Below are 22,888 nucleotides of genomic sequence, written 5' to 3'. Positions count from 1 at the left end.
TCATCGCCCGGCGCCCCCGCCGCCGAAGCCCCCGCCGCCGAAGCCGCCGAACCCACCGCCGCCTCCGCCGAAGCCCCCTCCGCCGAAACCACCCCCGCCGAAGCCGCCACCGTACCACACTCCCCGGTACCTGCCCCGAGGGATGATGAACACGCGGAAGACGAACAGGGCGACGAAGAGCAGAAAGAAAAACAGGGCGGGCGGAAATCCGCCGGCTCCGCGCCGCGGTGGAGCCTCCGACGGCTCGATCCCGTCGATCGTGACGCCGTACTCGGTGGCGCAGGCGGCGACGAGCTGGCCGCTCGCCTGCAGCATCGCCGCGTCGAAGTTCCTGTTCCGCAGCGGCCCGACGACATGATCATCCAGGATTCCGCCGACGCGGCCGTCGGTCAGGAAGCCCTCGACGCCGTACCCGGTGGCGACGAAGACATGCGGCTCGTCGGTCGTGGCCGCGACGACGATCCCCCTGTCCTGGCCCTTCTTTCCGGCGCCCCACTCGCTGCCGACCCGGACGGCGAAATCGGGGAGCGTCTCGTCCTCCAGTCGCCGCACGGTGATCACGATCAGGGCGACGCCGGTCTTCCGGAACAGATCTTCGTGCCGGCGCTCCAGGGCCTCGAGCGTCTGCGGCGACAGGACGGCCGCGAGATCGTGGACCGAGCGGTCGCCGTGCGGTGGCAGCTGCAGAGGCGCGGCCGTCGCGGCTCCGAGGGTCAACGCCAGAAGCGCGGCCGTCACCGGCGCGAGCGCCGGGCCGAGCCGGTTGGAGGAAGATCGAGGGCGTCGATCGTCGTGCTGCCGGACGGGTGTCGTACTTCTCAAGGGGGCTCAATCTCCTGACGGACCGCGGCCGGCATCATAGCGTCAATCCGCCCTTCCAGGGTGACGCCGGGCCGGACGATCCGCGACGATCGCGTTCGATGTGGCCCGTTTCAAGGAGAAGAATCCCACCGGCCGTGACCCGGCGGGGGTCACGGCACCAGCACGCAGGAGCCGGCGGTCCTGCGGGCCTCGAGATCGCGGTGCGCCTGTGCTGCGTCCTTCAGGGCGTAGCGCCGATCGATCCGGATCTTCACCTGGCCCGCGAGCACCACGTCGAAAAGCTCCTTCGACGTGGCCTCCAGGTCGGCCCGGCTCGCCGTGTAGCTGTGAAGCGTCGGACGCGTGACGTACAGCGAACCCTTCTGCGCCAGGATCGCGAGCTCGAACGGCGGCACCGGGCCGGAGGCATTCCCGAAGCTCACCAGCAATCCGAAGCGCCGCAGGCTGTCGAGCGAGCCGGTGAAGGTGTCCTTCCCGACCGAGTCGTAGACCACCGTCACGCCGGCATCGCCGGTGATCTCCCGGACGCGCGCGGCGAAGCTCCCGGCGCGGTAGTTGATGCAGACGTCGGCGCCGTGCTCTCTCGCGAGCGCGCATTTCTCGTCAGAACCGGCGGTCCCGATCACCTTCGCGCCGAGCGCTTTCAGCCACTGGCACGCGATCAGCCCGACACCGCCGGCGGCGGCGTGGAACAGGACCGTGTCGCCGGGCCGCACCCTGTAGGTCCGCCGGACGAGGTACTGCACCGTCATTCCCTTGAGCATCATCGCGGCCCCCTGCTCGAAGTCGATCCCCTCCGGCAGGATGACCAGGCGGTCGGCGGGCATGCTGCGTACCTCGCAGTACGATCCCGGCGGCCCGCCCGCGTAGGCCACGCGGTCGCCCGGCTTGACGTGGACGACACCGGGGCCGACCGCCTCGACCAGGCCCGCTCCCTCGTTCCCGGCGACCGCCGGAAGGGGGACCTTGTAGAGGCCGGTGCGCTGGTAGACGTCGATCATGTTAAGGCCGCAGGCCTTGTGGCGGACGCGCGCCTCGCCCGGTCCGGGGTCGCCGAGCGCCACGTCCTCCCAGCGCAGGACCTCGGGACCGCCGTTCGCGTGGAACCGAATCGCCTTCGGCATGTTCTTCCCCGTCAGACGGCCGGCGCGTTCCGGGGGGGCCCCTCGAGCAGCCGGACGACGACGGCGAACACGACATAGGCCGAGAACGCCGTGACCGCCAGACTCTTATCGGATGCCGGAGGAGGTCCGAAGAAGACGTACACCTGGATCGCGAGCATGACGATGCCGAACGCGGCCATGGCGAGCCGGCGCGCGCCGCCCGTCCTGAAATACAGCCACATGCCGCCGAACAGTGCCGCCGCCTCGAGGCCCAGGGCGGTCGCCGGCCGGTTCCACAATCCGAGACCGACCTTGGCCGTATCGTCGTAGAGCGGCAGGTCGGGAACATGGACCACCAGGTCGAAGACCCAGTGGGAGAAGACCGCGGCGGCGACGACCAGCGCCGCGATGTTGCCCCCGCGCGCCGCCAGCCGGTAGACGGCGAAGGCGGCGGCCGACCATAGGATCGCCGCGACGAGGCTGTGGGTGTAAGGCATGTAGTAAAGATCGAGGGCGTTGGTTCGGGTGAACCCCGGCACGATCCGCACCCTCTCGACACCGAGCAGGACGAGCGGCGCCCAGGCGAAATCCAGGAGCTGCACCGCGACGAACAGCACCCACAGCGGGACGGACGCGTCCGCCTTCTTCGCCGCGAAGCTCACGCCGTAGTGCCCGACGAACACGGGGATCCTCCTCGTCCGCTACGAGGCGGCGGGTGATGCGTGAAACGCCACGACTCTCCACTGATCGCCGTGCCGGACGTAGACTTTCGTGAAGCGCCAGTCGTCCTCGACCGTCTGATCGTTCATGCTGCGCGTTCGCCGGAGCCGCCCCGTGACCACGGCGGCGTCGCCGTGCATCCGGAAGCCGAGGTCGGACGATTCGTGGCGCTGGAAGCCCGGCCGGTTCGATCGAAACGCGCCGATCGCATCGGCCCGCGTCATGACTGGCATGTTCGGCACGGTGACGGTGAAGTCCTCCGCCCAGATCCTGTCCAGGGCGTCTGCGTCACCGTGAAGGTGGGCGTCGTTCCACACGCTCTCGAGCCGGGACAGCTCCCGGCTGTCGGCCGCCTCGCGGGAGGCGGCGACGGTCCTCTTTGCCAGGGCTATCGCGACGATCCACGTGCCCAGGATGTGCATGAGTCTCCTTCCGGACCAGGAGGACGTTGCCGCCCGATCATAGCATCCGTGGCGCGCGGCGTGGCGGGACGGGCGGGGCTACTCCTCGCGCAGGGCGACGATCGGATCGACGCTGGCCGCGCGACGCGAGGCCCTGCAGGACACGGTCGTAGAAGTCGGCCGTCGGATGGGATGTCTGGCCGTCGAAGCGAAGGTCCCCGCATCCCATCGTGTCCGATCGCGGGACGGTGTTGTCCCGGCAGCGGACAACGGCGGGAGTTCTACTGGCCGAGGCCGATCTGCTTCATGAAGGTGAGATTGTCCCAGAACAGATACTCTTCATCCATCACGCCGTCCTTCCAGTGCCCGACGGTGCACATCTCGATCTTGAACGGCTTGCCCGTGGGCGGGATCGTCTTCCCGTCGGCGGCGGGCATCGGTTTCGTGAAGGTCCCTTCCATCACTCCGATCACGCTCGTCCAGTCACCCGAGCCGAACTTGACCGGATGGACCTGGATCCGCGTGTCCGGGGCGTACACGAACATCGCCTTGAGATCCTCGATGTGCTTGTCGATCCCCTTGGTCTGGTGCCCATCGGGCCAGTGCACGACGATGTCCCTGGAATGGCTCCGCTGCAGCTGGTCCCACTTCTGGTGCGTGAAGACATTGAAGTCCAGGTCGTCGAAGGTGGCGAGGCGGGCGCTGACGGCCGGGTCAGGACCGGCGGCGGTTCCGGGTCCCGCCATCAGAAGGACCGTCACCGAGAGGCAGAGCAGGGCACGCGCGCCGGAGCGCGTCATCACGGCACCAGGGAACATGGTTGATCTCCTCCATGGAATGTCGTCGACATGCGGTCAGCGGGAGCGGAGGAGGGCCCCGATGCCGCCCCCCGACTCCATAAGACGCCGCGCCGCGTCGCCTCGGACGACTTCCACGGCGCCGGATTTCTCCACGGCGAGGCGCATCGCCCGGTGCAGGAGGTCGTGCACCGGCCGGGTGGCGGCGCCGCACTCAGGGCAGGTCGGGATCGTCTCCGGATCAAGCCGCCCGCACTCCTTGCATTCGGCGCCGTCCAGCCGCAATTCATCCGCCACCACGAGGGTCTGGACCTCGCCCCGCGACAAGGCATCGAGCGTCGGCGTCAGCCCGAGGGTCGCCCGGCCTCCGCCCCCCGCCATCTCGAGAAGCTCCCCGACGACGCGTTCCTCGACCTGGCGCTCGACCTTCCGCTCGATCGGCAGCGTCTTCTCGAGAAGATCGTGCGCGCTCGCGAACATCTCGCCCGGGATCACCGCCACCAGTCGATGGGCGAGCGGTCTCGGCAGGATGCGCCTCAGGTCGCTGGTCGTCTCCTCGGGTCCCGCCACGATCAGCCGGTCGAAGCGACGGCGCCCCAGGAGATCCGAGAGTCGCTGCGCCACGCGCTTCAGGTGCCGGTGGATATGGGCCTCGCGGTGGCCCTGAGAGCGCACGTTCTGGCTGCCGGACCGGTCGCGCTCGCTCGTCATCAAGTCCGCGAAGGCGTCCGTCTCCTCGATCTCCCCCATGAAGACGACGAACAGCCGCGCCTTCACCTTGTCGACGAGTGCCAGGGCGTAGGCCTCGTACTCGTCCAGGGCCTCGAGCAGGGGAGCCACGTCCGGCGCGGGTCCGAACTCGAGATGGTCCTCGAGCCGGATCTGCAGAAAGTGCGCCTGCCACAAGTCCTGCGGCTCGCAGGAGAACAGCGCCAGCCCCTTCCCGCGCGGCTTCTCGCTCTCGAGCCAGGTCCGGACGCGGGCGGCCTCGCGCAGGAATGCCTCGCGCGCCGGCTGCTCCAGCCGCGCGCGCGTCTCCTTGACGAGATCGTCGAACGCGATCAGGTACGAGCGCCGGATCTGCCGCGCGGGGTCGAGGTCCAGGAGGAGGCTGAGGACGCGCGCTCCACGCGCGTCGAATGTGGCCAGTGTCTCGATGCGTTCGCGGGTGATCATGGCGTCATCCTCCCGAGGCCGGCGTCGGCGTTGCTGTAGACGACCTTCCCGCCCAGCATCGTCAGCAGGACCTTCGTGTCCGAGATTTTCTCCGTGGGAACGTCGAACAGGTTCTGGCTCAGGACAATCAGATCGGCCTGCTTGCCCGCCTCGATCGATCCGAACTCCCGCTCCCGGTGCATCTGGTAGGCGCTGTTGATCGTGTGCATCCTGATCACGGCGAGCAGGTCGGGGATGGCCTCCCTGGGGCTGAGCGCGCCGGGGAAGACGCCGGGGACGGCCTCCCCCGTGTGGTCCACGGTCGTCTCGATCTGCACGAAGGGGAGGAGCGGATCGACCGGGTAGTCGCTGCCGCCGGCGATGATCCCGCCGGTCCGCCAGATCTCCGCGGCCGGGAAAAGACGCTGGTACAGGACGTCGTCGATGTACCCCACAGTACCGTTCACCGTGTAGGCGTCGCGCCTGGCCCATTGCATCGACATGCTGGCGACCACACCGAGACGGGCGAAGCGAGGCACGTCGTCGCTGTCGATCGCCTCGAGGTGGGTGATGGTGTGGCGCAGATCGCGCGCGCCGTTCTGCTCGAGCGCCGCCTGGAAATTGTCCAGGGCGTCCCGCGTGGCGCGGTCCCCGATCGCGTGGACGTGGATCTGCCAGCCGGCCTTGTCGAGCTCGACGAACCCCAGTCTGGCGTCGGAGCAGGACGGGTCCGGCCCTCTCGCGGTACCGGGGCGCCAGATCGGCGTCTCGAGCGTCCCGGCGTTGACGTTGTACGGCTTCAGCATGGCACCGGTGAGGGCGGGGTACTCCATCACGCCGTCGCAATAGACCTTCACGCTGGTCACGTCGATGAGACCGCGCGCGTACCGTTTGTAGTCCTCCAGGGCGGCGATCTTCTTCCGCAAGTCGGCGACGTCGGTGTTGCCGTGAACGAACGGGGCCGACAGTCCCAGACTGGCGCGGACCGTCATCTTCCCTTCGTCCTGGACCTTCGCCCAACGGGCGATCTCATCCTCGCCGCCGCCGGGCACGAAGACGGACGTGATCCCCATCCGATTGGCGTCCGCGTTCGTCCGCCGCACGAGGTCGACCCGGGTCTCCTCCGAAACGGGCGCCGTCTCCCCCCAGTCGTCGACGTCGAGATCCGCGAAGAATCCGTTCGGTCTGGCGCCCGCGTCGCGGCCGATCTGGCCGCCCGGCGGCGTCGCCGTGTTCCTGTCGATGTGGGCGTTTTCGATCGCTCGGCTGTTCATCCAGAACTTGTGTCCGTCGGCGTTGTCGACCGTGACGGGCCGCGTCGTGTCCAGACGATCCAGATCGTCGCGTGTCAGCGCCGTCCCGGGCGGCACGATCGCCTCGCCGAACATGTGCGTCGCCGCCATCCGCACGTTGGTCCCCTTGAAGGCGGCCTGATCGGGCCGGTCGAGACAGGCCTGGAGCTTCGCCAGGACCTGCGCCACCGTCCCGCCCGCATATCCCATCTCGCAGTCGGTGAGGCGCGTGCCGTGGAAATGCCCGTCGACGATGCCGGGCATGACCATGCGCCCCTCGAGGTCGATGACCCGCGTCGCGGACCCGACGTACTTCTTCGCCTTTCGAGCGGGGCCGACGAACACGATCCGGCCGCCGGCGATCGCGACGGCCTGCGCGAACTTCGGCTGCCTCGCGCCGTCGTTCCGCTCGATTCCTTGGAAGACGAGGATCGCGCCGTTCAGCAGGACCGTGTCGGCGTCGCGCGGATTCGCCGGCGCGGCGACCGGGTGCGAGGCTGCGCCGAGCAACGAGACGGCCGACAGGCCGAGGGCCCAGGTGATTTGCCGAGCGCGCTTGCGGATCATCGCTCGCGCGAGGTTATCACGAACCAACTTCATGCCGTATTCGGCGCCGGGTATCTCCTGGAGAGGACAGTGTGCTCACCCGTCCGGACGCGCGATCCCGCTTCGCCCGTGAATTCCGATTGGCATCGGTCTTGCTCGACAACCCGGCGCGATGATACCTAGGTAAGGAGGATGCCATGAACATCGACATCGTCCCGGTGAAGAGCGAGAGACGACAACAAGTCGAAGAACAGCTCCTGCTTCGCGTCGGCCTGTTCGATCCCGAGAGGGCCCGCCTGATGCCCGATCTCGGACCTTTGCTGTACCTGCTTTTCGGGTCTTCCGGCAGGAGGCAGAAGCAGGGATGGGCCGAGCAGGTCGACGAGGGCGTTTACGAGGTGATCTTCCGCACTCCCGGCCTTGGCGACAACTACCTCTTCTTCGCGTGCCCCAAATCGAACGTCTGGTACGCGCAGCTTCCGCACCTGATCCTGCACGCCACGGAAGAGGAGATCACGGTGATCCGGAAGCCCCCCGAATCGATCGACGACGCGCATGTGTGCTGACGCCGGCGGATCTACCGCACCGGGCTCGATGGCTCGGCGGCGGGCTTCTTCCAGACGAGTCGGCCGTGGCTCCGGTAGGCGCGCAGGCTCGGCTTCGACAGCAGAAGAATGACCGCCGTCAGGATCAAGACCAACCCTAAGACGTCGGGCGGGGTCCACTCGTGTCCCGCGAAGCCCGATCCGAGTCCGAAAACGGAGAGACCGAGCATGACCAGGACGAGGGCGGCGGCAAGAACCATCAGGACGACCCAGAACCAATAGAACAGACCGAGCATCTGCCCGATGCCCCACGCCCAGACGAGGCCGACGACGAGCCCGAGGATTGGTCTCAGAATGCCTTGCCACAGGCCCGGCCCCGGCCCTCCGCCGGCCCACTGCCTCGAGAGTGACTGGACGAAATCGAGCACGTTCGCCGCGAACAGGCAAACCACGCCCGCCCGAACGGTCTTCGGTGCGTCACGATCGAACAGGGTTCCTGGCACGGTCGGAACCCGCGTTCCTAGGGTCGGGCCGGGCCGAAGGTCCGGACCGTCCCGTCGGTCAGCAGCATGTCGACGAAGATGTTCTTACCGCTCTTGTGCTTCGGAACGACCGTGGCGTAATCGGCCCCCAGTCCAGTGACGCACTCCTGGCAGGGGATCAGCACGGGATTCAGCCGAACGTGATTTCCCTTGTTGTCCACTTCGACGACGTTGAACCCGCGGACGTAGAACTCACCCGTGGTGCGCCAGCTCACGAGCCATGAGCCCTTGCCCGGCGCACCCTTCAAGTCGACGCCGAGGTCGGTCACCCGCTGGCCGTCGTCGATGACCAGTTGCTGTTCGCCCTGATACAGGACGATAGCCTCCGCCGTGACCGGCACGGTCGAGCCGTCGGTCACCGTGATGATCATGCGATAGGTGACGCCGGGCAGGAGGTTTGCGAGCGGGCTCGTCTGCGGCAGGCCGGAGGAGAAGGGGATGGTCCACGAGGGCGCCCGCAGTACGTTCAAGAGCTGGATCGTCTGGGCGTCCATGGCGACCACCGTCAGATCGGTGCGCGGCGTGCCGAAGAGGAAGTCCCCCGTGCGCGGGTCGAAACGGCCGATGCAGATGACCGTGGGCGCCTGGTAGACAGTGAGGAGGAGTTGCGGACCCGACAACGGAGAGTTGCAGGTCCCCAGGGCCGTCGCGTAGTCCGGTTGACCGTCGCTGCACACCAGGCCGGGGAACGCCTCGCCCAGCTGCGAATCGATATCGAAGAGAACCGCGCCTCCTTCAGGATTTGCGAAATAGCCGATTCCAACCCCCGGCGTCCCCGGTGGGTACGCGTCGGTCGCGCATGGGTTCGGGCTGGACGGATCGAGCGTTCGCAGCGTGAACGTGTCATGCTCGAAGAACTCGATCGAGCCGGACAGAAGATCTCCGTTGGGGTCGAACGCGCGGGCCATGACCTCGAGCGTCGATCCGCCGTCCTGCTGAACGTTTCCGAGGAACAGAGTCGGCTGGCAGGCGTCCCCCGAGCCATCGTGATTGGTGTCGTCCTGGAGCGGGTTGAAGGTCGTGGGGCAATTGTCGACATCGCCGCAGATCCCGTCCCGATCGGCGTCGTTGGCGGGATCGTGCGGGCAGGCGTCGCAATCGTCGGCGATGCCGTCGCCGTCGCTGTCCGGCCCGCCGCCGCCCCCGATCGATGCCGACGGGCGGCCGTCCACGTACGACGCCGGGCAGGCATCGTCGCGGTTCGCCACGCCGTCTCCATCGATGTCGTCGTCGCAGGCATCGCCGAGATGGTCGCGGTCGAGATCGCGCTGCGTCGGGTTGGCGACGCCGGGGCAGTTGTCGCAGACATCACCGAAGCCGTCGTGGTCGCCGTCGGCCTGGTCGGGGTTCGCGGCGAGCGGGCAGTTGTCCCGCATGCTCTCGATCCCGTCGCCGTCGTCGTCGACGGGCTGGAGATATTCAGCCTGCCGTCCCGGCAGATTGTCTCCACCGTACACGAACATGCGATCGCGGGCGCCATCATAGGCGGACGCGATCCCTTCTCCCGAATCGCCGGTCGGTCGCGTCGGAACGATCGACCAGCCCGTGCCGTCGTAAACGCGCGTTCCTGTGCCGGGCTGGAAAACGCGGAATAAGGTGCACCCTCCAAATGGAGAGCAATTCAAGATCAGCCTCTCGAACACCCCCCCGTTGTTCATCGCCCGCCGGCGGACAGGATCGTAGGCCGTCGCCCCGCCCCAGTTGGGAGGCAGGTCCCCCTGGGCGTCGACCGGCTGCCAGACGGCGCCGTCGAACTCCCAGGTGTCGTTGAACAGACGCGGCGAGGGTGCGAATTGGAAGAGGTCGATGCCGCCGTGCAGAACGGTGAGCTGACGCACCGGGTCATAAACCATCTGCGGCTCGTTGCGGGGAAGCGGCGATCGGGGGCTCGGCGCGACTCTCCAGAGTTTGTCGTCGAACACCCAGGTCCGTCCATCCGCCCTGCCGCCGAACAGGACCAGCAGTCGGTGGGCCGAGTCGTAAGTCATGCCGAACGACGGTGTGACCGGAGCCCCGGGAAGGATGGTCTCAGGGGACTGGGGCGGCGGTGCTATCGGCGTGTCGATTCTTCTCCACGACGAGGCGGTGTACTGCCAGAGATCGTTGAGCGCGCCGCCTGCGAAACGGGTTCCACCGAACAGAAGGACACGCCGGTTCGTATCGTCGTAGACCATCCGGTGACCAGCGCGGGCGTCCGGGGCCAACGGTGTCTGGAGGCTCGTCCAGGTCGTGCCGTCGTACTCCCACGTCGCCGTGTCGTCCGAGCCGCCGAACAGGACGATCACGCCCCGGCTCGCGTCATAAGCGGCCGCCGCGCCCCTGCGTTCCCCCGGATTGACCGAAGTCACAAGAGTTGTCCAGGAGTGATCGATGATCGCCAGCGGATCGAGCGTAGGGTCGCAGGCATCCCCGACACCGTCGAGATTCGCATCAGGCTGGAATCCCAGAACTATCGAAGCCGGGACGGTCGGGCAGATATCGTAAGGCAGCAGCCAGGTGTCCATGTCCTGGTCGAGCGTCTTCACCCGGACGGTCGGCAGCACCGCGAGGCCCTGGAGGAAGGCATCGGAGCCGCTCGATCGAATCCCTCCCTCGAGCGAGGCGACCACGCCGTTGGGTACAGGGGCGACCGACAGGAAGCCGCCCGTCATCGGAACCTCGGCCGCCGTCGTCCCGGTCTCCAGGAAATGCTGGCTGGGCTGTGGAAATCCGATGGTCTGGAGAGCCGCCGCGAAGCGGTCGAAGACGACCCGCTGCCCCCCCGCGTCATCGACGCGGGCCGGAGCCGACGGCTCGAGACGGAACCGCTCGGCGGACTGGATGTAATCGACCCGCGCCGACGTGACCCGGAACCCGAAGACGTTCTCGCGCAGCGAGGCGTCAATCGCGCGGTACACGGTGCCGTCGGTCCCTGTGATCGTGCGGGCCGGGCTGTTGATGGCGTCGAAGTCGTACGCCGAACCGTTCCACGCGACCGAGGCGACGACCAGCCCGCCCGGGGCGGGACGGAACGAGGTGTACGGGTAGTAGGGCGGCAGGGGTCGATGCGTCCCGTCCGGCAGGACCTCGAACATCACGTCACTTGGTTGTGGAAGGGGGCGGTCGTTCAAGACTTGGTCATGGTTCCGATCTTCGTTGACGAGGTCCAATCGGCCGTCTCCGTCCCTGTCCTCGCCGGGATCGAGAACGCCGTTGCCGTTCAGATCCTCGTTGAAGACGTCGAGATGTCCATCGCAGTCCTGGTCCTCGCGCGTCACCCCCTCGCAGCCGTTGGGCCCGGTCAGACGGCCGTCGAAATCGCGGTCCTCGCCGAAATCGAGCTGGCGATTGTGATTGATGTCCTCGAAGACGTCGAACAGTCCGTCGCGGTCGAGATCCTCCCGCGGCTGACTGAGGATCACCACCAGCGGCGGATAGGGCGACGCCGCAGTCGCAGGACAGCCGATCGTGCGCGGATCCCCCCAGCCTCCCGGTCCCTCGCCTGGGGCGCGCAGGCGGTATTCGATCCGTCCGTCCCCGTCGAGATCGCCGAGCCTCTCCAGCCAGTCCGTCGTCGCAAGTGTGCCGCTGTTGTTCCGATCACCGTCGCCGAGGAGGAAGAACGCCGCGTTGATGGGACCATCGCTGAAGCTGAACACGACAGGGAGACCGGCTGCTCCGGTCCCGCTCGTGATCGGCGCGGCGGCGCCGGACGGACAGGCAGCCTCGACGCGGCCAACCGTCACGAGGACCAGGACAGCGAGGAGAGCGATCTGTTTCATTCGGGGCTCCTTCCGGATCGGGTGGTCCGGGCCCGACGCGGCCCGGCGCGATTGACCCTTATATACGCCAAGGGATGATCAGGAACAACCCGAAATGTTGCAGGAAGCGCGGGCCCGAAGACGCATTCCCGTTGCAGGAATCCCGGGATGGGCGTACTCTCTGGGAAATCCTCGATCCCTATCCTTTGGAGGGAAACCATGAACAAGACCATCTCTGCCCTGGTCATCGCGCTGGGGGCGATTCTGGCGTTCCAGCCGCTCCGCGGCGACACCGACGCACCCAGGATGGACGTCATCGGGGTGCTGGTCAGCGACGCGACGTGCCCGCTGGCCACTCACGTCCTGCTGAACCCGTGCACGAGGGCGCCGGCTCTCTACGTCGTGTTCCAGCCGAACAAGAGTGTGGATCGTTTCGTGGGCTACATCGTGTCGGTGCGCGGCACCACGGAGTTCACGAGCTGCGCGCTGCCTCTGCTGCATGCCACGAGAATCGCCCGAACGGACCTGCTGTTCCCCTGTCCGCCGCCGATGTGCAATCCGGGGGACCCTCCACCCTGCCCCTAGCACCAGGCACGCGCGCTCTCAGCCTTCCGGCAGGGGCTCCTCGTGCCGGCTGACGTTCTTTCCGTCGGTCGGTCGCAGCTCGCGGAAGACGGCGGCGGACAGGATCGTCAGGATACCGAGGAGGACGAAGGCCTTCTGCACGCCGTGGATCATCTGCGCGGGGCCGGTGTGGAGTCGATCGGGGATGAACAGGGCCGTGGCGAGCGACGCCATGGCGACCCCGAAGCTCATCGACATCTGCTGCAGGGTGCTGGCGATCGTGCTCGCCATGCTGGTCTGGCCTTCCGTGACGTCGGCGTAGACCAGGGTGTTCATGCTGGTGTATTGCAGCGACGCGATGAATCCGAAGCAGAAGGCCTGGACCACGATCAGCCAGACCGGCGTGCCGAACCCGATGGTCGCAAACAGGCCGATGAGCAGCCCGAGCAGCATCGTGTTCGAGAGAAGGACCCGGCGGTAGCCGAAGCGCGTCAGGATGAGCGGCATCGTCATCTTCAGGCTCATCGCCGCCAGGGACTGCGGCATGATCAGCAGACCCGACTGGACCGGCGTGAAGCCGAGCCCCACCTGGTAGAGCAGCGGCAGCAGGAACGGGGTCCCGCCCGCCCCCAGGCGCGTGATGAAGCTGCCGATGACCGCGCTGCGGAAGGTACGGATACGGAACAGGTCCAGCCGCAGCAGCGGGCGCTCGGTCGTGGTCGCGTGGCGCCCGTACCCCAGGAGCAGCACGATCGACAGCGACAGAAGCCAGATCATCTCGCGCCCGCCCAGGGAATGCTCGCCGAAGATCTCCAGGACGTACGACAGGAGCCCGATCCCCGAGCCGAACAGGATCAGCCCGATCAGATCGAGCCTGTCGGTGCTCTTGGTTCGGTAGTCGGGGAGGTGGCGGTGGACGAGATAGAGCCCCAGGAGGCCGATCGGCAGGTTGACGAAGAAGACCATCCGCCAATGCAGGTATCCGACGATGAGACCGCCGGCCAGAGGTCCGAGCAGCGGACCGATCAGTCCCGGTATGGCGACGAAGGCCATGGCGCGGACGAGCTCCGATCGGGCGAAGGTCCTCACGATCGTGAGACGGCCGACCGGCACCATCATCGCCCCGCCCAGCCCTTGCAGGATCCGGCAGGCGACGAGCGCGTGGATGTTGGTCGAGATCCCGCAGAGGAACGAGCCGACCGTGAACAGGGCGATCGCGGCCGAGAAGACCCGCCGTGTGCCGTACCGATCCGCCACCCAGCCGCTGACGGGGATGAACACCGCCAGGCTCAGCGTGTAGCTCGCCAGCACCGACTTCATGCTGAGCGGCACGACCCTGAGCGCCGCCGCGACGGTCGGCACGGCCGTGTTCAGGATGGTGGTGTCGAGCGCCTCCATGAAGAAGGCGACCGCCACCAGCCATGGCAGGAGTCGCTTGACCGATTCGTCCGGGGAAGATCGGGGCGGCATCGGGTGGTCGATCGCCCCCGCTTACACCACCGCGACCTTCACGCAGTGGATCGGCGGCAGCGAGTCGAACAGGCAGTCCCACTTCTCGCCGCCGTCCCGCCCGATCCAGAGCTGTCCCGTCGTCGTGCCGAAGTAGAGCGCCGGTGACTTGAGCTCGTCGACGTCCATCCCGTCGCGCAGGACCGTGAAGAAGCTCTGCTTCTTCGGCAGACCGCGGGTGAGCCGTCCCCACGAGCCGCCGCCGTTCTCGCTGCGCCAGACGGCGGGGACGCCGCCCGGACAGGTGCGTGTCGGCGGCTCGAGCGGCACGACGTAGATCGTGTCGGGGTCCTGCGGATGGACGACCATCGGGAAGCCGAAGTCGGACGGCAGCCCCTTGGCGATGGAGCGCCACGACCTGCCGTAATCGTCGCTGCGCAGGACGCCGATGTCCGGTCGACGCCCGCCGGGCCCATCCCATTCCCCCCAGCCGCCGTGGTTCTGCATGTACAGCCGCCCGGGCGCGTCCTTGTGCCCCGCGATCTTGTGCACGCACTGCCCGAACTCGGGATAGGGATCGGGATTGAAGCCGGCGCCGACGCCCTTGTTGGACGCCTTGAAGGTCTTGCCGCCGTCCTCGCTAACGTAGTGGCCGCCGGTCGAGATGCCGAGGTGCACCCGCTTGCCGTCGCGCAGGATCGTGTGCATGCACAGCCCGCCGGCCCCGGGCTGCCATTTCCGGGAATGCTCGTGGTTGCTGATGCCCGGGACCATCTCCCAGGAGTCGCCGCCGTCGTCGCTTCTGAAGAGCGAGGCGGGCTCGACGCCGCACCAGAGATCCTGTTTGCCGTCGCCCGCCTCGAGCGACCAGATGTTGATGAGCGCGCGGCCGTCGTCCTTCGGGAAGGCGGGGGCCGATTTCGTCTCCTTGAACGTTTTCCCCAGATCGGTCGAGAGCATCACCTTCATGCCGAAGAAGGCGTTGCAGCTCGAGGCGTAGATGCGCGGCTTGCCGCGCGTGTCGATCAGCGTCGAATAGACGCCCACCCCCGGTCCGAACGGCCCGCGCAGCGCGAAGGCGCCCCGGGTCTTCGGCGCCTCGGCGACGAAGACCCCCTTCTTGGTTCCGATGCTGAGAATGACGCGTTCCGGCATGATCAACCTCCTGAGACAGCGGGAATGATGCTGACGACGTCCCCCGAAGTCAGCGCAGTATCGAGCCCATCCCGGTCGCGGATGTGGGACGTGTTGACGAACAGGTTGACGTGACGGCGCACCTTGCCCGTCTCGTCGCAGATGTTGCGGTACAGCGCCGGGTAGTCCTTTTCGATCTGCTCGAGGGCGGCGCGGACGCTCGCGACCGGTAGGGACAGCTCGGACGCGCCCCCGCAGCTGGTGCGCAGCACGCCCGGAACAAGAACGGTGACGGTCATGACGCGGCCTCCCGCGGCGCCGGGCACCGGGCGCCGCGCCACGCGTGCACGCGAGCCCGCAGCACGAGCTCCAAGTCCATGATTGGACGGCTAGGTTAGCGCCGCGGATGGGGTTTAGGCAAGCCGCTCCATCGTCCTACTTCACGTCCTTGGACGTGACGTCGACGGTGATCATGAAGCCGTTGGTCCCCTTGTACTCGAACTGGCTGTCGCCGCGCCTGTACGCTTCGACCTCGGCCGGCATCAGCACGAAGCCGTCGTTCCGGGGCGCTGCGAAGTACTTGAGGTTCTTGATGACCGTCGGCTCCGGGCTCATGGCCGTCGGATTGTGCGCGAGCACGATCTCCCCCGCCTTGCCGCCGTCCAGCCGGGCCACGGCGCGATCCTTGCCGCCGTTCCACTCGACCGTGGCGTCCGGTCCCACGGTGAACTTCTTCCACTTCCAGGGGTACACAGGCCCCAGAAGAATGGACGCGATGGCATCGCGCTGCTCCTTCGTGACCGACGGGTCGAACGTCGCTTCGGCCCACTCCGTCTCTCCGTCGCCGAAATCGTCGCCGAGATCACCGGCAATCCAGAACCTGGCGCCCGCGAGATTCACAGAGCCGTGCATTCCCTTGTTGACCTTGTAGGCCATGTTGAAGCGGCAATAGTGCTGGCCCCCGGCGTGACCCTCGTGCGCCGGGGCCGGCTTGGTGCTGAAATAGCACGGACAGAACATCTGGCAGCTGCAGGATTCGATGACGGTGGCGTTGAAGGACCAGTCCACGGCCGGCTTCGCCTGCTGGCCGATCGCCCCGGTCAGGCCGCTCACCGCCAGAATCACGGTCAAGATCGCCATCGGCAGGACCACGGCCAGATAGGTTTCCAGTCTCCGCATGAGACCCCCTCCTCTTTGGAAACGCGGGAAGCGCAGTGACGATTCGGCGCGGGATGCTATCACAGGGTCGGCAGCTTGAGCGCCGCGTCGTGACCTGAGCCCGGCCTACAGCCGGGACCGTTCCAGGCCGCAGGCGGGACAATGCCAGCGCGGGTTGTCGAACAAATCCCCTCCGCAAAAGGGACAGGTTCGGGCCTCGTACGGCACGACGGCCGCCAGCCGCTCCCTGAGGGACGGCGCGGCACGGTGTCCGAGCGTCGCCCACCAGATCGCGCCGCACAGCGCCACGAGACTCAGGAGGCGTCCCAGCCAGAGGATCTTGACTTGATCGGCTCCGGGTGCGACGAACCAGAGAGGAAGAGTCATCAGCACAACAAGGATTACCAGCAGGATCTTGAAGAATCGTCTCGTCTGGACGATCGCGTGCGGATCGTGCCCGCAGACGGAGCAGACCCACTTCTTCCAGACCCCCAGCGGCAGCAGGGGGATCCAGTACAGGTGTCCTACATAGAGGCTGCGAACCTGAACGGAGACGGCCGTCGCCTTGCACGTGAGGCAGAAGTCGTTCCGGAAGGCGAGGTGCTTCGGGGCGAACCGGTAGACCCCGTGAATGATGATCACATCATTCACCTCGGCTAGGAGTCGAGTCTCCCTGTCTTCGCGTCGAGTGCGTAAAGGTAGCCCTGGTCGACCCGCTTCGTTCCGATATAGGTTACGGTCGGTGAGGTCAGGAAGATCCTGCCCCCGGACATCAGTCGAGCCGACAGGCGCCCCGTGCCCTTGAATGTCCAGAGATCCTTGCCTGTGGAGGCATCGATTGCGCGGAACGGCTCTCCATCGGCGTAAACGACTCCTTCGCGGACCATGGCGACGCTCGCGTTCACGTCCCGCGACCACTTCTCCTCGCCTGTCGCGAGGAGGAGCGCGTGAAGCGTGTCCTTCGGGCGCATGATGGAGCCCTTGTGGGTCACGACGTAGAGGTACCGGTCATCCGCCCGGGGATCAACGCCGATCTGATCGGCGCTGAAATTCCAGCGCTCGACTCCTGATTCCAGGTCCATGGCCGACAGGGTCTTGTCCGTGGAGCAATAAAGCGAGTCGCCGGCGATGCGCAGCGACGGCGCCGTGTACGTCGCCTTCAGGCCGCGCTTCCATTTGACCTGTCCATCGGCCGCGTCGAGGGCATACAGAGTCACAGGATTGGAAGCAGGGGAGCCGGCCGCCTTGACTGCGACGAACACGAGTCCCTTCGCCGTCATCGGGGTGGTGATGCCATCGCCATCGACACGGGTCACCCACTTCGCCTTGCCCGATTCCTGGTCCACCGCGTAAACGAAGCTTGGAAGAGGTCCCCGGAGACCCGCGTAGGGCCAGGCCGTCACGAAGACCACGCCATCCCCCAGGACGGCCCCTTCGGGAGGGCGCCGCTTGTGAGTGTTCATCTGCTCGAGGGGTATGTCCTGCAGCGTCTCGAACAGCCACTTTCTTTTGCCGGTCGACGCATCGAGGGCATGCAGTCCGTCCTCGGTCGCAAAATAAACGGTGCCGGCCTTGAGGAGCGCAGGGGGGCGCGCGACGTCCGAGAAATTGCTGGAGGCCATCCCCGGGCCGGCCTCGTACGCCCATTTCTTCTTCCCTGTCGCGGCGTCGACGGCATAGAACGACTGATCCCCCGAGCCGACGAACACCGTGCCATTCTCGACCGCAGCGGTCATGTCCACTCGTCTTAGACCTTCCGGTTTCTTCTTTTCGGCGGCGTCGATTATGGAGGCCATCATTTCAGCCTCGCTGCTCCCACGGGGCATGGTGATGATCTTCGGGCCGGAAGTCGCCGGCGAAAGGTTCTCCCCCGTCTGGAAGCGCCACTTCGTCTCTCCGGTCGTCGCATCCAGGGCGTGGATCGCGCCGTCCGCCGATCCGATGTAAAGCACGCCATCGGCGATCACGGGATCCGATCCGCTCTCGTTGAACTTGACTTTCCAGCCGGTCGCCGCCGGCTGCCGGGTCTCGCCCGGACCGGCCTGGGTGATCCCGATGGTGAACAGACCGATGAAAGCGATGGCCAGGCGAACACGCAATCGGGCGGCAAACATGATGCGCAGTTCCTCCTTGAGAGTCCGGGGCGGCCTCACCATCGTGCCACCTATCCTGGAGTTGGTTGAGTTGGGCCGGATCCTAGCACCGTTGGGTTGGCCGGTCAGGACTCTTCGACGCCCCCGCGGCTTCCACGGAACAGGAGTCCCAGGACGAGCCCGGCGACGAATCCACCGACGTGCGCCATGTAGGCGACACCGCCCCCCGCCCGCTCCGTGCTGGCGATGGAGCCGACGCTGCTGAACAACTGCAGAACGAACCAGAGCCCGATGACGATCAGCGCGGGCACTTCCGTCACCTGGGTATACAGCAGGACCCGGACCCGTCTCTGTGGAAACATCAGGAAGTAGGCGCCGAGGACCCCGGCAATCGCTCCCGAGGCCCCCAGATTCGGCACGCTCGAGCCGACACTGAAGAACAACTGCGCGGCAGTGGCGGCGAGCCCGCAGAGCAGGTAGAAGATCAGATACCTGAAGTGCCCGAAGCGGTCTTCGACGTTGTCGCCGAAGATCCCGAGGTAAAGCATGTTGCCGCCCAGGTGAAGCCACCCGGCATGCATGAACATCGAGCTGAAGAGAGTCCGTGCATCCGCGAAGGGATCGGCCAGGAAGCGGCGCGGCACGAAGGCCCACTTCAGGACGAACGCATCGCCGCCGCTCAGCTCGACGAAGAAGAGCAGGGCGTTGAGAGCGATCAGCGCATACGTGACCAGCGGGAATGTCTTGCGGTCACGGTTGTCATCCCCGATCGGGAACATGTTGCCTCACTTTTCACCGCGCCTCCTGCAGCAGAGGGGAGGCGAAAACGGCGGCCGGAGAAATGACGCGCTCGTCCAGCGGCACCTTGTCTCCGTAACGCTCCGCCAGCTTTGTCTTCACCAGCAGATTGGACAAGTCGAAGGTCGATAGACGCGCAAGAGAACCCAACTGGACCCCAATCCCGCGATCATACGCTTTCCAGACGAGCTCGGAACAGTAGATGCGGTCATCCGACCATTCGAAATAGGGATCGTAGGGCCGGCCGGCGAAGGCCAGTGCCGAGCGTTTGAGCGCGGACAGCCTGGCAGGATCGCCGAGCAACTCGGGGTCGCGCAGGCGCTTCACGACATACCGGCCCTCTTCACCCCGATGGATCCATTCAACGAAGGGGGTGAACTGAACCCGCGCTATCGCCTCGAACACGAAAGGCTTCCCGTCGCGAAACAGGACCAGCCCCATGTGACTGTATGGGGAATGTGTCGCCAGCTGGACCGCCTGGCTCTGGGCAGACCGGGAAGTCTGAAACACGATGTCGCCCTCCTGGACCGTGATCGCAGGCGACGGACTGCACGACCAGGCGCACAGAACCGCGGCCACGGCGAGAATCCGTACACGCGCCTCGGACCAGCGCGCATGTCCCGGGGACCACCGCGTCAGGTTCCGCATCCGTTCCTCCCGGCCGCCGGCCCGTCGGCGACCACGTCCCGTTCGAGCGTCGGGTTCTTGCGCATTCGAAGCAGGAAATAGCCGGCGCACAGCCAGAGCAGAGCCAGCGTCATCCAGGCCACGAGCGAGTGGCTCAGAGCCCACGGATTCGTGGCGTTCGGATCGGCCGAGGGCACGATGTCCTTGGTATTGTTCACAGCGGCGTGCATGAGCATGACCGGCAGCAGGGTGCCGCGTGTGTGGGCGAACAGCCACGCCATCGCCACCGACAGCGCCGTGACCTGCAGAAGGTAGAGCGGGAACGACTGGCCAGCCGTGTCGACGCCGGAAATGAAGAACAGGGGAAGGTGCCAGCACGCCCACAGCAGGCCGAGGAGCACGCTCCCGCCCCCCAGACCGAAACGCGCCGCGAGCCGCGGCAAGGCATACCCGCGCCATCCGACCTCCTCGCCCGACTGGCCGCCCACCACAGTGGACCCGACCGTCGCGGCGAGCATCAGGTACCAGGGGAGTCGGCCAAAGAGCGGCCACGCGCCCGTGACGGCCCGGTGCACGAGGGCGACGGTGAGTTTGATGACGACGATGTAGCCGGCGGCGAATGCGTACCAGCGCGCGGGGACCCGCCACTCGACGAGGCGCCGCAGGAGCGCAGCCACTCCGCCGCGACCAGTTTCCCGGCTCGTGAACCACAGGGCGACGTATCCGGGCGCGAACGTGCCGAGCAGGAACAGGAGCCCGCGCGGCCACGCGGCCGGCGTCAGGCTCCCCGCGAAGAAGAAGCCCCACGTGATGAGATAGGTGACGACAAAGTATGCGGGCAGGGGAGTGGCTACCACCTGGCGCCGTGCTCCTCGAGCTGTTCGTTGATATGGGCTTCCCAGTCTCGCCTGCTTCCCATGCTGTATATTGCCGCATTCTTCAACGTGACCTTCTTCCATGAGACTGTCTGATCATTCAAGCAGGGTTCATGGGTCGTCGCGTTGCGACACTTGAGTGACCCTTCGATCACGTTCGCCCTCATGAGCCCGTCGAACACGAACAGGTTGCGTATGACGGTTCCTTTCTCGTCATAGAGAGGGTTCCTGGCCTGGAAGGAGAGCTTCATGGTCGCCGCTCCCAGGGAATATTCCATGTATCCGTACAGATCGTTCTTCTCTCTCCACAGATACACATCCTCGCCGTCCTGGTGTTCCTGCGAATACGTCATGTTCGAGAATTTTCCGAGGAACTCGAAGGGTGGAGAGGCAGCCCCGAACGAAAGTGTCGGGACGATCGCAATGACCCAGAGCAACCATCGACGCATGAGCACCTCAGCGGTTCACACCTTGGTGAAGACGAAGAGGGCGACGAAGAGTCCCTCGCACACGAGCGACGCGACGCCCATCGGCTCGAGCCAGGCGTCGGGCTCGGCCGGCAGCCCGGGCAGCCCGACCGTGCGGCTCGCCACGTAGGCGAGCAAGGAGCCGCCGGCGACCAGCAGACCCAGGAGCCACCCCAGATCGCGCCGATTTCGAAACAGGCCGAACGCCGCGACCAGCGCACCGACGCCGTTGGCGACGAACAGCACGCCTTTGTACGCGGCGTCGCCGAAGGCGTCCTGCGCCTCCACGAGGTGAATGAATCCCGTGCCGAGGATGGCGGCGGTCGCCAGCCACTTCAGGATCGGGGAAGACGCCGTGCGGTCGCCGGGTTGCATCGCGCGAATCCTACCGTATGCGGACGATTACGGCTTGCCGGCATGGCTGAGATCGGCCTTGACCTGCTCGTATTCGGATCGGAGCTGCTTGATGAACGGAGTGCTCTCGGGAAAGGATGTCCCGAAGCCACGGATCGCCTTCTCATAGAGCGAGGCTGCCGACTCGAGCTGCCCGCGTTGCTTCGCGATGAAGGCCAGTCCCCAGTAGACATCGGCCGTGACCTGGTGCGTCTCGCCAAACTTGTCGTGGAGGACCTTCAACGAGTCCGTATAGAGGGTCTCGGCTTCCTCGAGTTGACCCTGGTCGCGCAGCGAATTCGCCAGGTTGTCCTCGATCATGGCGCGGGCCACACGATCGGGCGCAGCCGGGCCGGACGCGATCGACAGGGCACGCCGCAGAAGCGGCTCGGCCTCCTTTCCCTTCGACTCGAGATTCAGCACGGATCCAAGGTTCATGAGAAGCCTGGCGAGAGCCGGGTCGCCGGGCTCCAGCACCTTCTCCTGAAGCGCGAGCGAGCGTCTGTGATATTTCTCCGCCTTCTCGTATTGGCCGTCGTTCTGGTAGGCAGCCGCCAGCGTGCTTGCGACTCGGGCCAGGCGGGGGTCGTCCCTCCCCAGCACCGTCTCCGCGCCTTGCAGTGACCGCTCCAATGATATTTGAGCCTTGGACCAGTCCTGTGTCTTCGTGTGGGCAAACCCCAGCATGTAAAGCACCGGCCACTTCTCCTCCGGCGGGATATCGGCCTCGAGCGCCGCCTCGAGCAATTTCTGCGCCTCGGTGAATTGGCCGACAGTCATGCGCGAATCGGCATCGCGCACAAGATTCCGCCAGTCGTCATACGCCTGGGCCGGGCTCGCTGTCCCGACAGCAAGAAGCAGAATGGTGACTGGCGCCAGGAGTCGTGCGGTACTCACGCCGGCGGCCACTTGCGATCGTGCAATTCGGCCGGCAGCTGCTGCGGGTCCTCGGGATAGATGGTGCTCCGGTCGGCTCCTGCTTCGTGCCGCGGGGCACCGAAAAACAGCCACAGCACCTCTTCCTCGGTGTCGTTGAACACCTGACGGAGGCAGGTGTTCGCGGAGAAGGGCGGAAGTCGCCACAGACGCGCTGCCAGCTTCTCGGTGCCCAGCTGCTCAGCCAGGTTCGTGTTCGGGATCTTCATCATGTTCGACTCGCGCCAGAAGGCGTCACGCGGCAGCAGAAACGAGTACGGTTTCAGGGGGGATGACACGCGAACGCCTCCTGGAGTTGCGCCAGCTGCTCGGCGTAGATGCGTCGGAGCAGCGACGGGGCCATCATCCGTTCAAGCCAGCCACGAAGCCCGCTCGACTCCCATTCAGTCTTGATCGTGACTTCCGACTCGCCTCCTCCGGGACGAGGAACCACGATGAAGCTGGTTCGAGCGCCTGTCGCCAGGTCGGTTTCCACAAGCTCTTCGCCGGGCTTCGGCTCCGAGATCTCTGCACGGACCCGCCGGGTGGTGCCAAACAGTTTGACCTCGAAGCGGATGATGGTTCCTTCGCCCGAGCCACCGCGTTCCACCTCCAACCGAGGAAAGTAGCGACGAGGCAGCATGCGAGCGTGGCCGTCACGATAGTCCGCGATCAAGGAGTAGACGGCTTGAGGCGGTGCCGGGATCAACGCCCTGCTCGAAACCTGAACGACGCGCATCACCCCGACTCCG

Annotated in this window: 25 protein-coding genes; 2 read left to right on the top strand and 23 right to left on the bottom strand. The window is 66.3% G+C overall.

The window, feature by feature from the left end; translation table 11 throughout:
• The 7 genes from VEW47_16265 to VEW47_16235 all read right to left on the bottom strand — a co-directional run bounded on the left by VEW47_16265 (position 1) and on the right by VEW47_16235 (position 6,857).
• Entirely contained in the window at positions 1-822 is an 822-nt protein-coding gene (locus VEW47_16265; GenBank protein ID HYS06735.1) for a TPM domain-containing protein, read from the bottom strand.
• A 149-nt stretch (positions 823-971) separates the two neighbouring features.
• Positions 972-1,946: a quinone oxidoreductase gene (locus VEW47_16260; GenBank protein ID HYS06734.1), complete on the bottom strand. Its 975-nt coding sequence runs from the start codon at positions 1,944-1,946 to the stop codon at positions 972-974.
• Positions 1,947-1,957: 11 nt separating this feature from the next.
• On the bottom strand, positions 1,958-2,608 hold the full coding sequence (locus tag VEW47_16255) for a hypothetical protein (protein HYS06733.1): 651 nt from the start codon (positions 2,606-2,608) through the stop codon (positions 1,958-1,960).
• 18 nt (positions 2,609-2,626) lie between these two features.
• Complete coding sequence (locus tag VEW47_16250) at positions 2,627-3,067, bottom strand: nuclear transport factor 2 family protein (protein ID HYS06732.1); 441 nt, start codon at positions 3,065-3,067, stop codon at positions 2,627-2,629.
• Positions 3,068-3,327: 260 nt separating this feature from the next.
• A complete protein-coding gene (locus VEW47_16245) occupies positions 3,328-3,792 on the bottom strand; it encodes an ester cyclase (GenBank protein HYS06731.1) in 465 nt (154 codons plus the stop codon).
• Positions 3,793-3,900: 108 nt separating this feature from the next.
• Positions 3,901-5,019, bottom strand: coding sequence for a host attachment protein (locus VEW47_16240; GenBank protein ID HYS06730.1), 1,119 nt, complete (start codon positions 5,017-5,019; stop codon positions 3,901-3,903).
• The gene (locus VEW47_16235) at positions 5,016-6,857 is read right to left on the bottom strand and encodes an amidohydrolase (GenBank protein HYS06729.1); all 1,842 of its coding nucleotides are present in this window, start codon (positions 6,855-6,857) and stop codon (positions 5,016-5,018) included. Before VEW47_16235 ends, VEW47_16240 begins: the two co-directional genes overlap by 4 nt.
• A gap of 176 nt (positions 6,858-7,033) precedes the next feature.
• Here VEW47_16235 and VEW47_16230 point away from each other — a divergent pair, with 176 nt between their 5' ends.
• Positions 7,034-7,402, top strand: coding sequence for a hypothetical protein (locus VEW47_16230; GenBank protein HYS06728.1), 369 nt, complete (start codon positions 7,034-7,036; stop codon positions 7,400-7,402).
• A gap of 11 nt (positions 7,403-7,413) precedes the next feature.
• Here the strand turns inward: VEW47_16230 and VEW47_16225 are convergent, their stop codons facing one another.
• On the bottom strand, positions 7,414-7,884 hold the full coding sequence (locus VEW47_16225) for a hypothetical protein (protein HYS06727.1): 471 nt from the start codon (positions 7,882-7,884) through the stop codon (positions 7,414-7,416).
• 17 nt (positions 7,885-7,901) lie between these two features.
• Positions 7,902-11,684 (bottom strand): kelch repeat-containing protein, encoded by a 3,783-nt coding sequence (locus tag VEW47_16220; GenBank protein HYS06726.1) that lies wholly within the window; start codon positions 11,682-11,684, stop codon positions 7,902-7,904.
• A gap of 198 nt (positions 11,685-11,882) precedes the next feature.
• On the opposite strand from VEW47_16220, the gene VEW47_16215 reads away from it, so the two are divergent.
• Positions 11,883-12,248 carry a hypothetical protein gene (locus VEW47_16215; protein HYS06725.1) on the top strand — a complete coding sequence of 122 codons (366 nt, stop codon included), beginning with the start codon at positions 11,883-11,885 and terminating at the stop codon, positions 12,246-12,248.
• A gap of 18 nt (positions 12,249-12,266) precedes the next feature.
• On the opposite strand, the gene VEW47_16210 is transcribed toward VEW47_16215, so the two are convergent.
• The 14 genes from VEW47_16210 to VEW47_16145 form a co-directional block, all read right to left on the bottom strand.
• Positions 12,267-13,697 carry a DHA2 family efflux MFS transporter permease subunit gene (locus tag VEW47_16210; protein HYS06724.1) on the bottom strand — a complete coding sequence of 477 codons (1,431 nt, stop codon included), beginning with the start codon at positions 13,695-13,697 and terminating at the stop codon, positions 12,267-12,269.
• Between the two features lie 21 nt (positions 13,698-13,718).
• Positions 13,719-14,831 carry a sialidase family protein gene (locus VEW47_16205; protein HYS06723.1) on the bottom strand — a complete coding sequence of 371 codons (1,113 nt, stop codon included), beginning with the start codon at positions 14,829-14,831 and terminating at the stop codon, positions 13,719-13,721.
• Between the two features lie 2 nt (positions 14,832-14,833).
• Positions 14,834-15,109, bottom strand: coding sequence for a MoaD/ThiS family protein (locus VEW47_16200; protein HYS06722.1), 276 nt, complete (start codon positions 15,107-15,109; stop codon positions 14,834-14,836).
• Positions 15,110-15,245: 136 nt separating this feature from the next.
• The gene (locus VEW47_16195) at positions 15,246-15,989 is read right to left on the bottom strand and encodes a DUF1326 domain-containing protein (protein ID HYS06721.1); all 744 of its coding nucleotides are present in this window, start codon (positions 15,987-15,989) and stop codon (positions 15,246-15,248) included.
• A gap of 105 nt (positions 15,990-16,094) precedes the next feature.
• Positions 16,095-16,610, bottom strand: a complete 516-nt coding sequence (locus VEW47_16190) for a hypothetical protein (protein ID HYS06720.1) — start codon at positions 16,608-16,610, stop codon at positions 16,095-16,097.
• Positions 16,611-16,624: 14 nt separating this feature from the next.
• Entirely contained in the window at positions 16,625-18,124 is a 1,500-nt protein-coding gene (locus VEW47_16185) for a PQQ-binding-like beta-propeller repeat protein (protein ID HYS06719.1), read from the bottom strand.
• A gap of 62 nt (positions 18,125-18,186) precedes the next feature.
• Positions 18,187-18,840 carry a rhomboid family intramembrane serine protease gene (locus VEW47_16180; GenBank protein HYS06718.1) on the bottom strand — a complete coding sequence of 218 codons (654 nt, stop codon included), beginning with the start codon at positions 18,838-18,840 and terminating at the stop codon, positions 18,187-18,189.
• Positions 18,841-18,853: 13 nt separating this feature from the next.
• On the bottom strand, positions 18,854-19,507 hold the full coding sequence (locus VEW47_16175) for a YiiX family permuted papain-like enzyme (GenBank protein ID HYS06717.1): 654 nt from the start codon (positions 19,505-19,507) through the stop codon (positions 18,854-18,856).
• Complete coding sequence (locus VEW47_16170; protein ID HYS06716.1) at positions 19,495-20,343, bottom strand: CPBP family intramembrane glutamic endopeptidase; 849 nt, start codon at positions 20,341-20,343, stop codon at positions 19,495-19,497. Before VEW47_16170 ends, VEW47_16175 begins: the two co-directional genes overlap by 13 nt.
• Complete coding sequence (locus tag VEW47_16165) at positions 20,337-20,810, bottom strand: hypothetical protein (protein HYS06715.1); 474 nt, start codon at positions 20,808-20,810, stop codon at positions 20,337-20,339. Before VEW47_16165 ends, VEW47_16170 begins: the two co-directional genes overlap by 7 nt.
• Positions 20,811-20,825: 15 nt before the next feature.
• The gene (locus VEW47_16160; GenBank protein ID HYS06714.1) at positions 20,826-21,203 is read right to left on the bottom strand and encodes a hypothetical protein; all 378 of its coding nucleotides are present in this window, start codon (positions 21,201-21,203) and stop codon (positions 20,826-20,828) included.
• A 27-nt stretch (positions 21,204-21,230) separates the two neighbouring features.
• Positions 21,231-22,001 carry a tetratricopeptide repeat protein gene (locus VEW47_16155; protein HYS06713.1) on the bottom strand — a complete coding sequence of 257 codons (771 nt, stop codon included), beginning with the start codon at positions 21,999-22,001 and terminating at the stop codon, positions 21,231-21,233.
• A 113-nt stretch (positions 22,002-22,114) separates the two neighbouring features.
• The gene (locus VEW47_16150; protein HYS06712.1) at positions 22,115-22,435 is read right to left on the bottom strand and encodes a hypothetical protein; all 321 of its coding nucleotides are present in this window, start codon (positions 22,433-22,435) and stop codon (positions 22,115-22,117) included.
• On the bottom strand, positions 22,420-22,875 hold the full coding sequence (locus tag VEW47_16145) for an SRPBCC family protein (GenBank protein HYS06711.1): 456 nt from the start codon (positions 22,873-22,875) through the stop codon (positions 22,420-22,422). The genes VEW47_16150 and VEW47_16145 overlap by 16 nt, the downstream gene beginning before the upstream one ends.
• Between the last annotated feature and the right edge of the window lie 13 nt (positions 22,876-22,888).

This window comes from Candidatus Dormiibacterota bacterium (assembly GCA_035635555.1).
Taxonomy (GTDB): Bacteria; Acidobacteriota; Polarisedimenticolia; order Gp22-AA2; family Gp22-AA2; genus Gp22-AA3.
The sequence above is the reverse complement of the archived record's forward strand: the minus strand, read 5'-3'. Positions and strand labels throughout refer to the sequence as shown.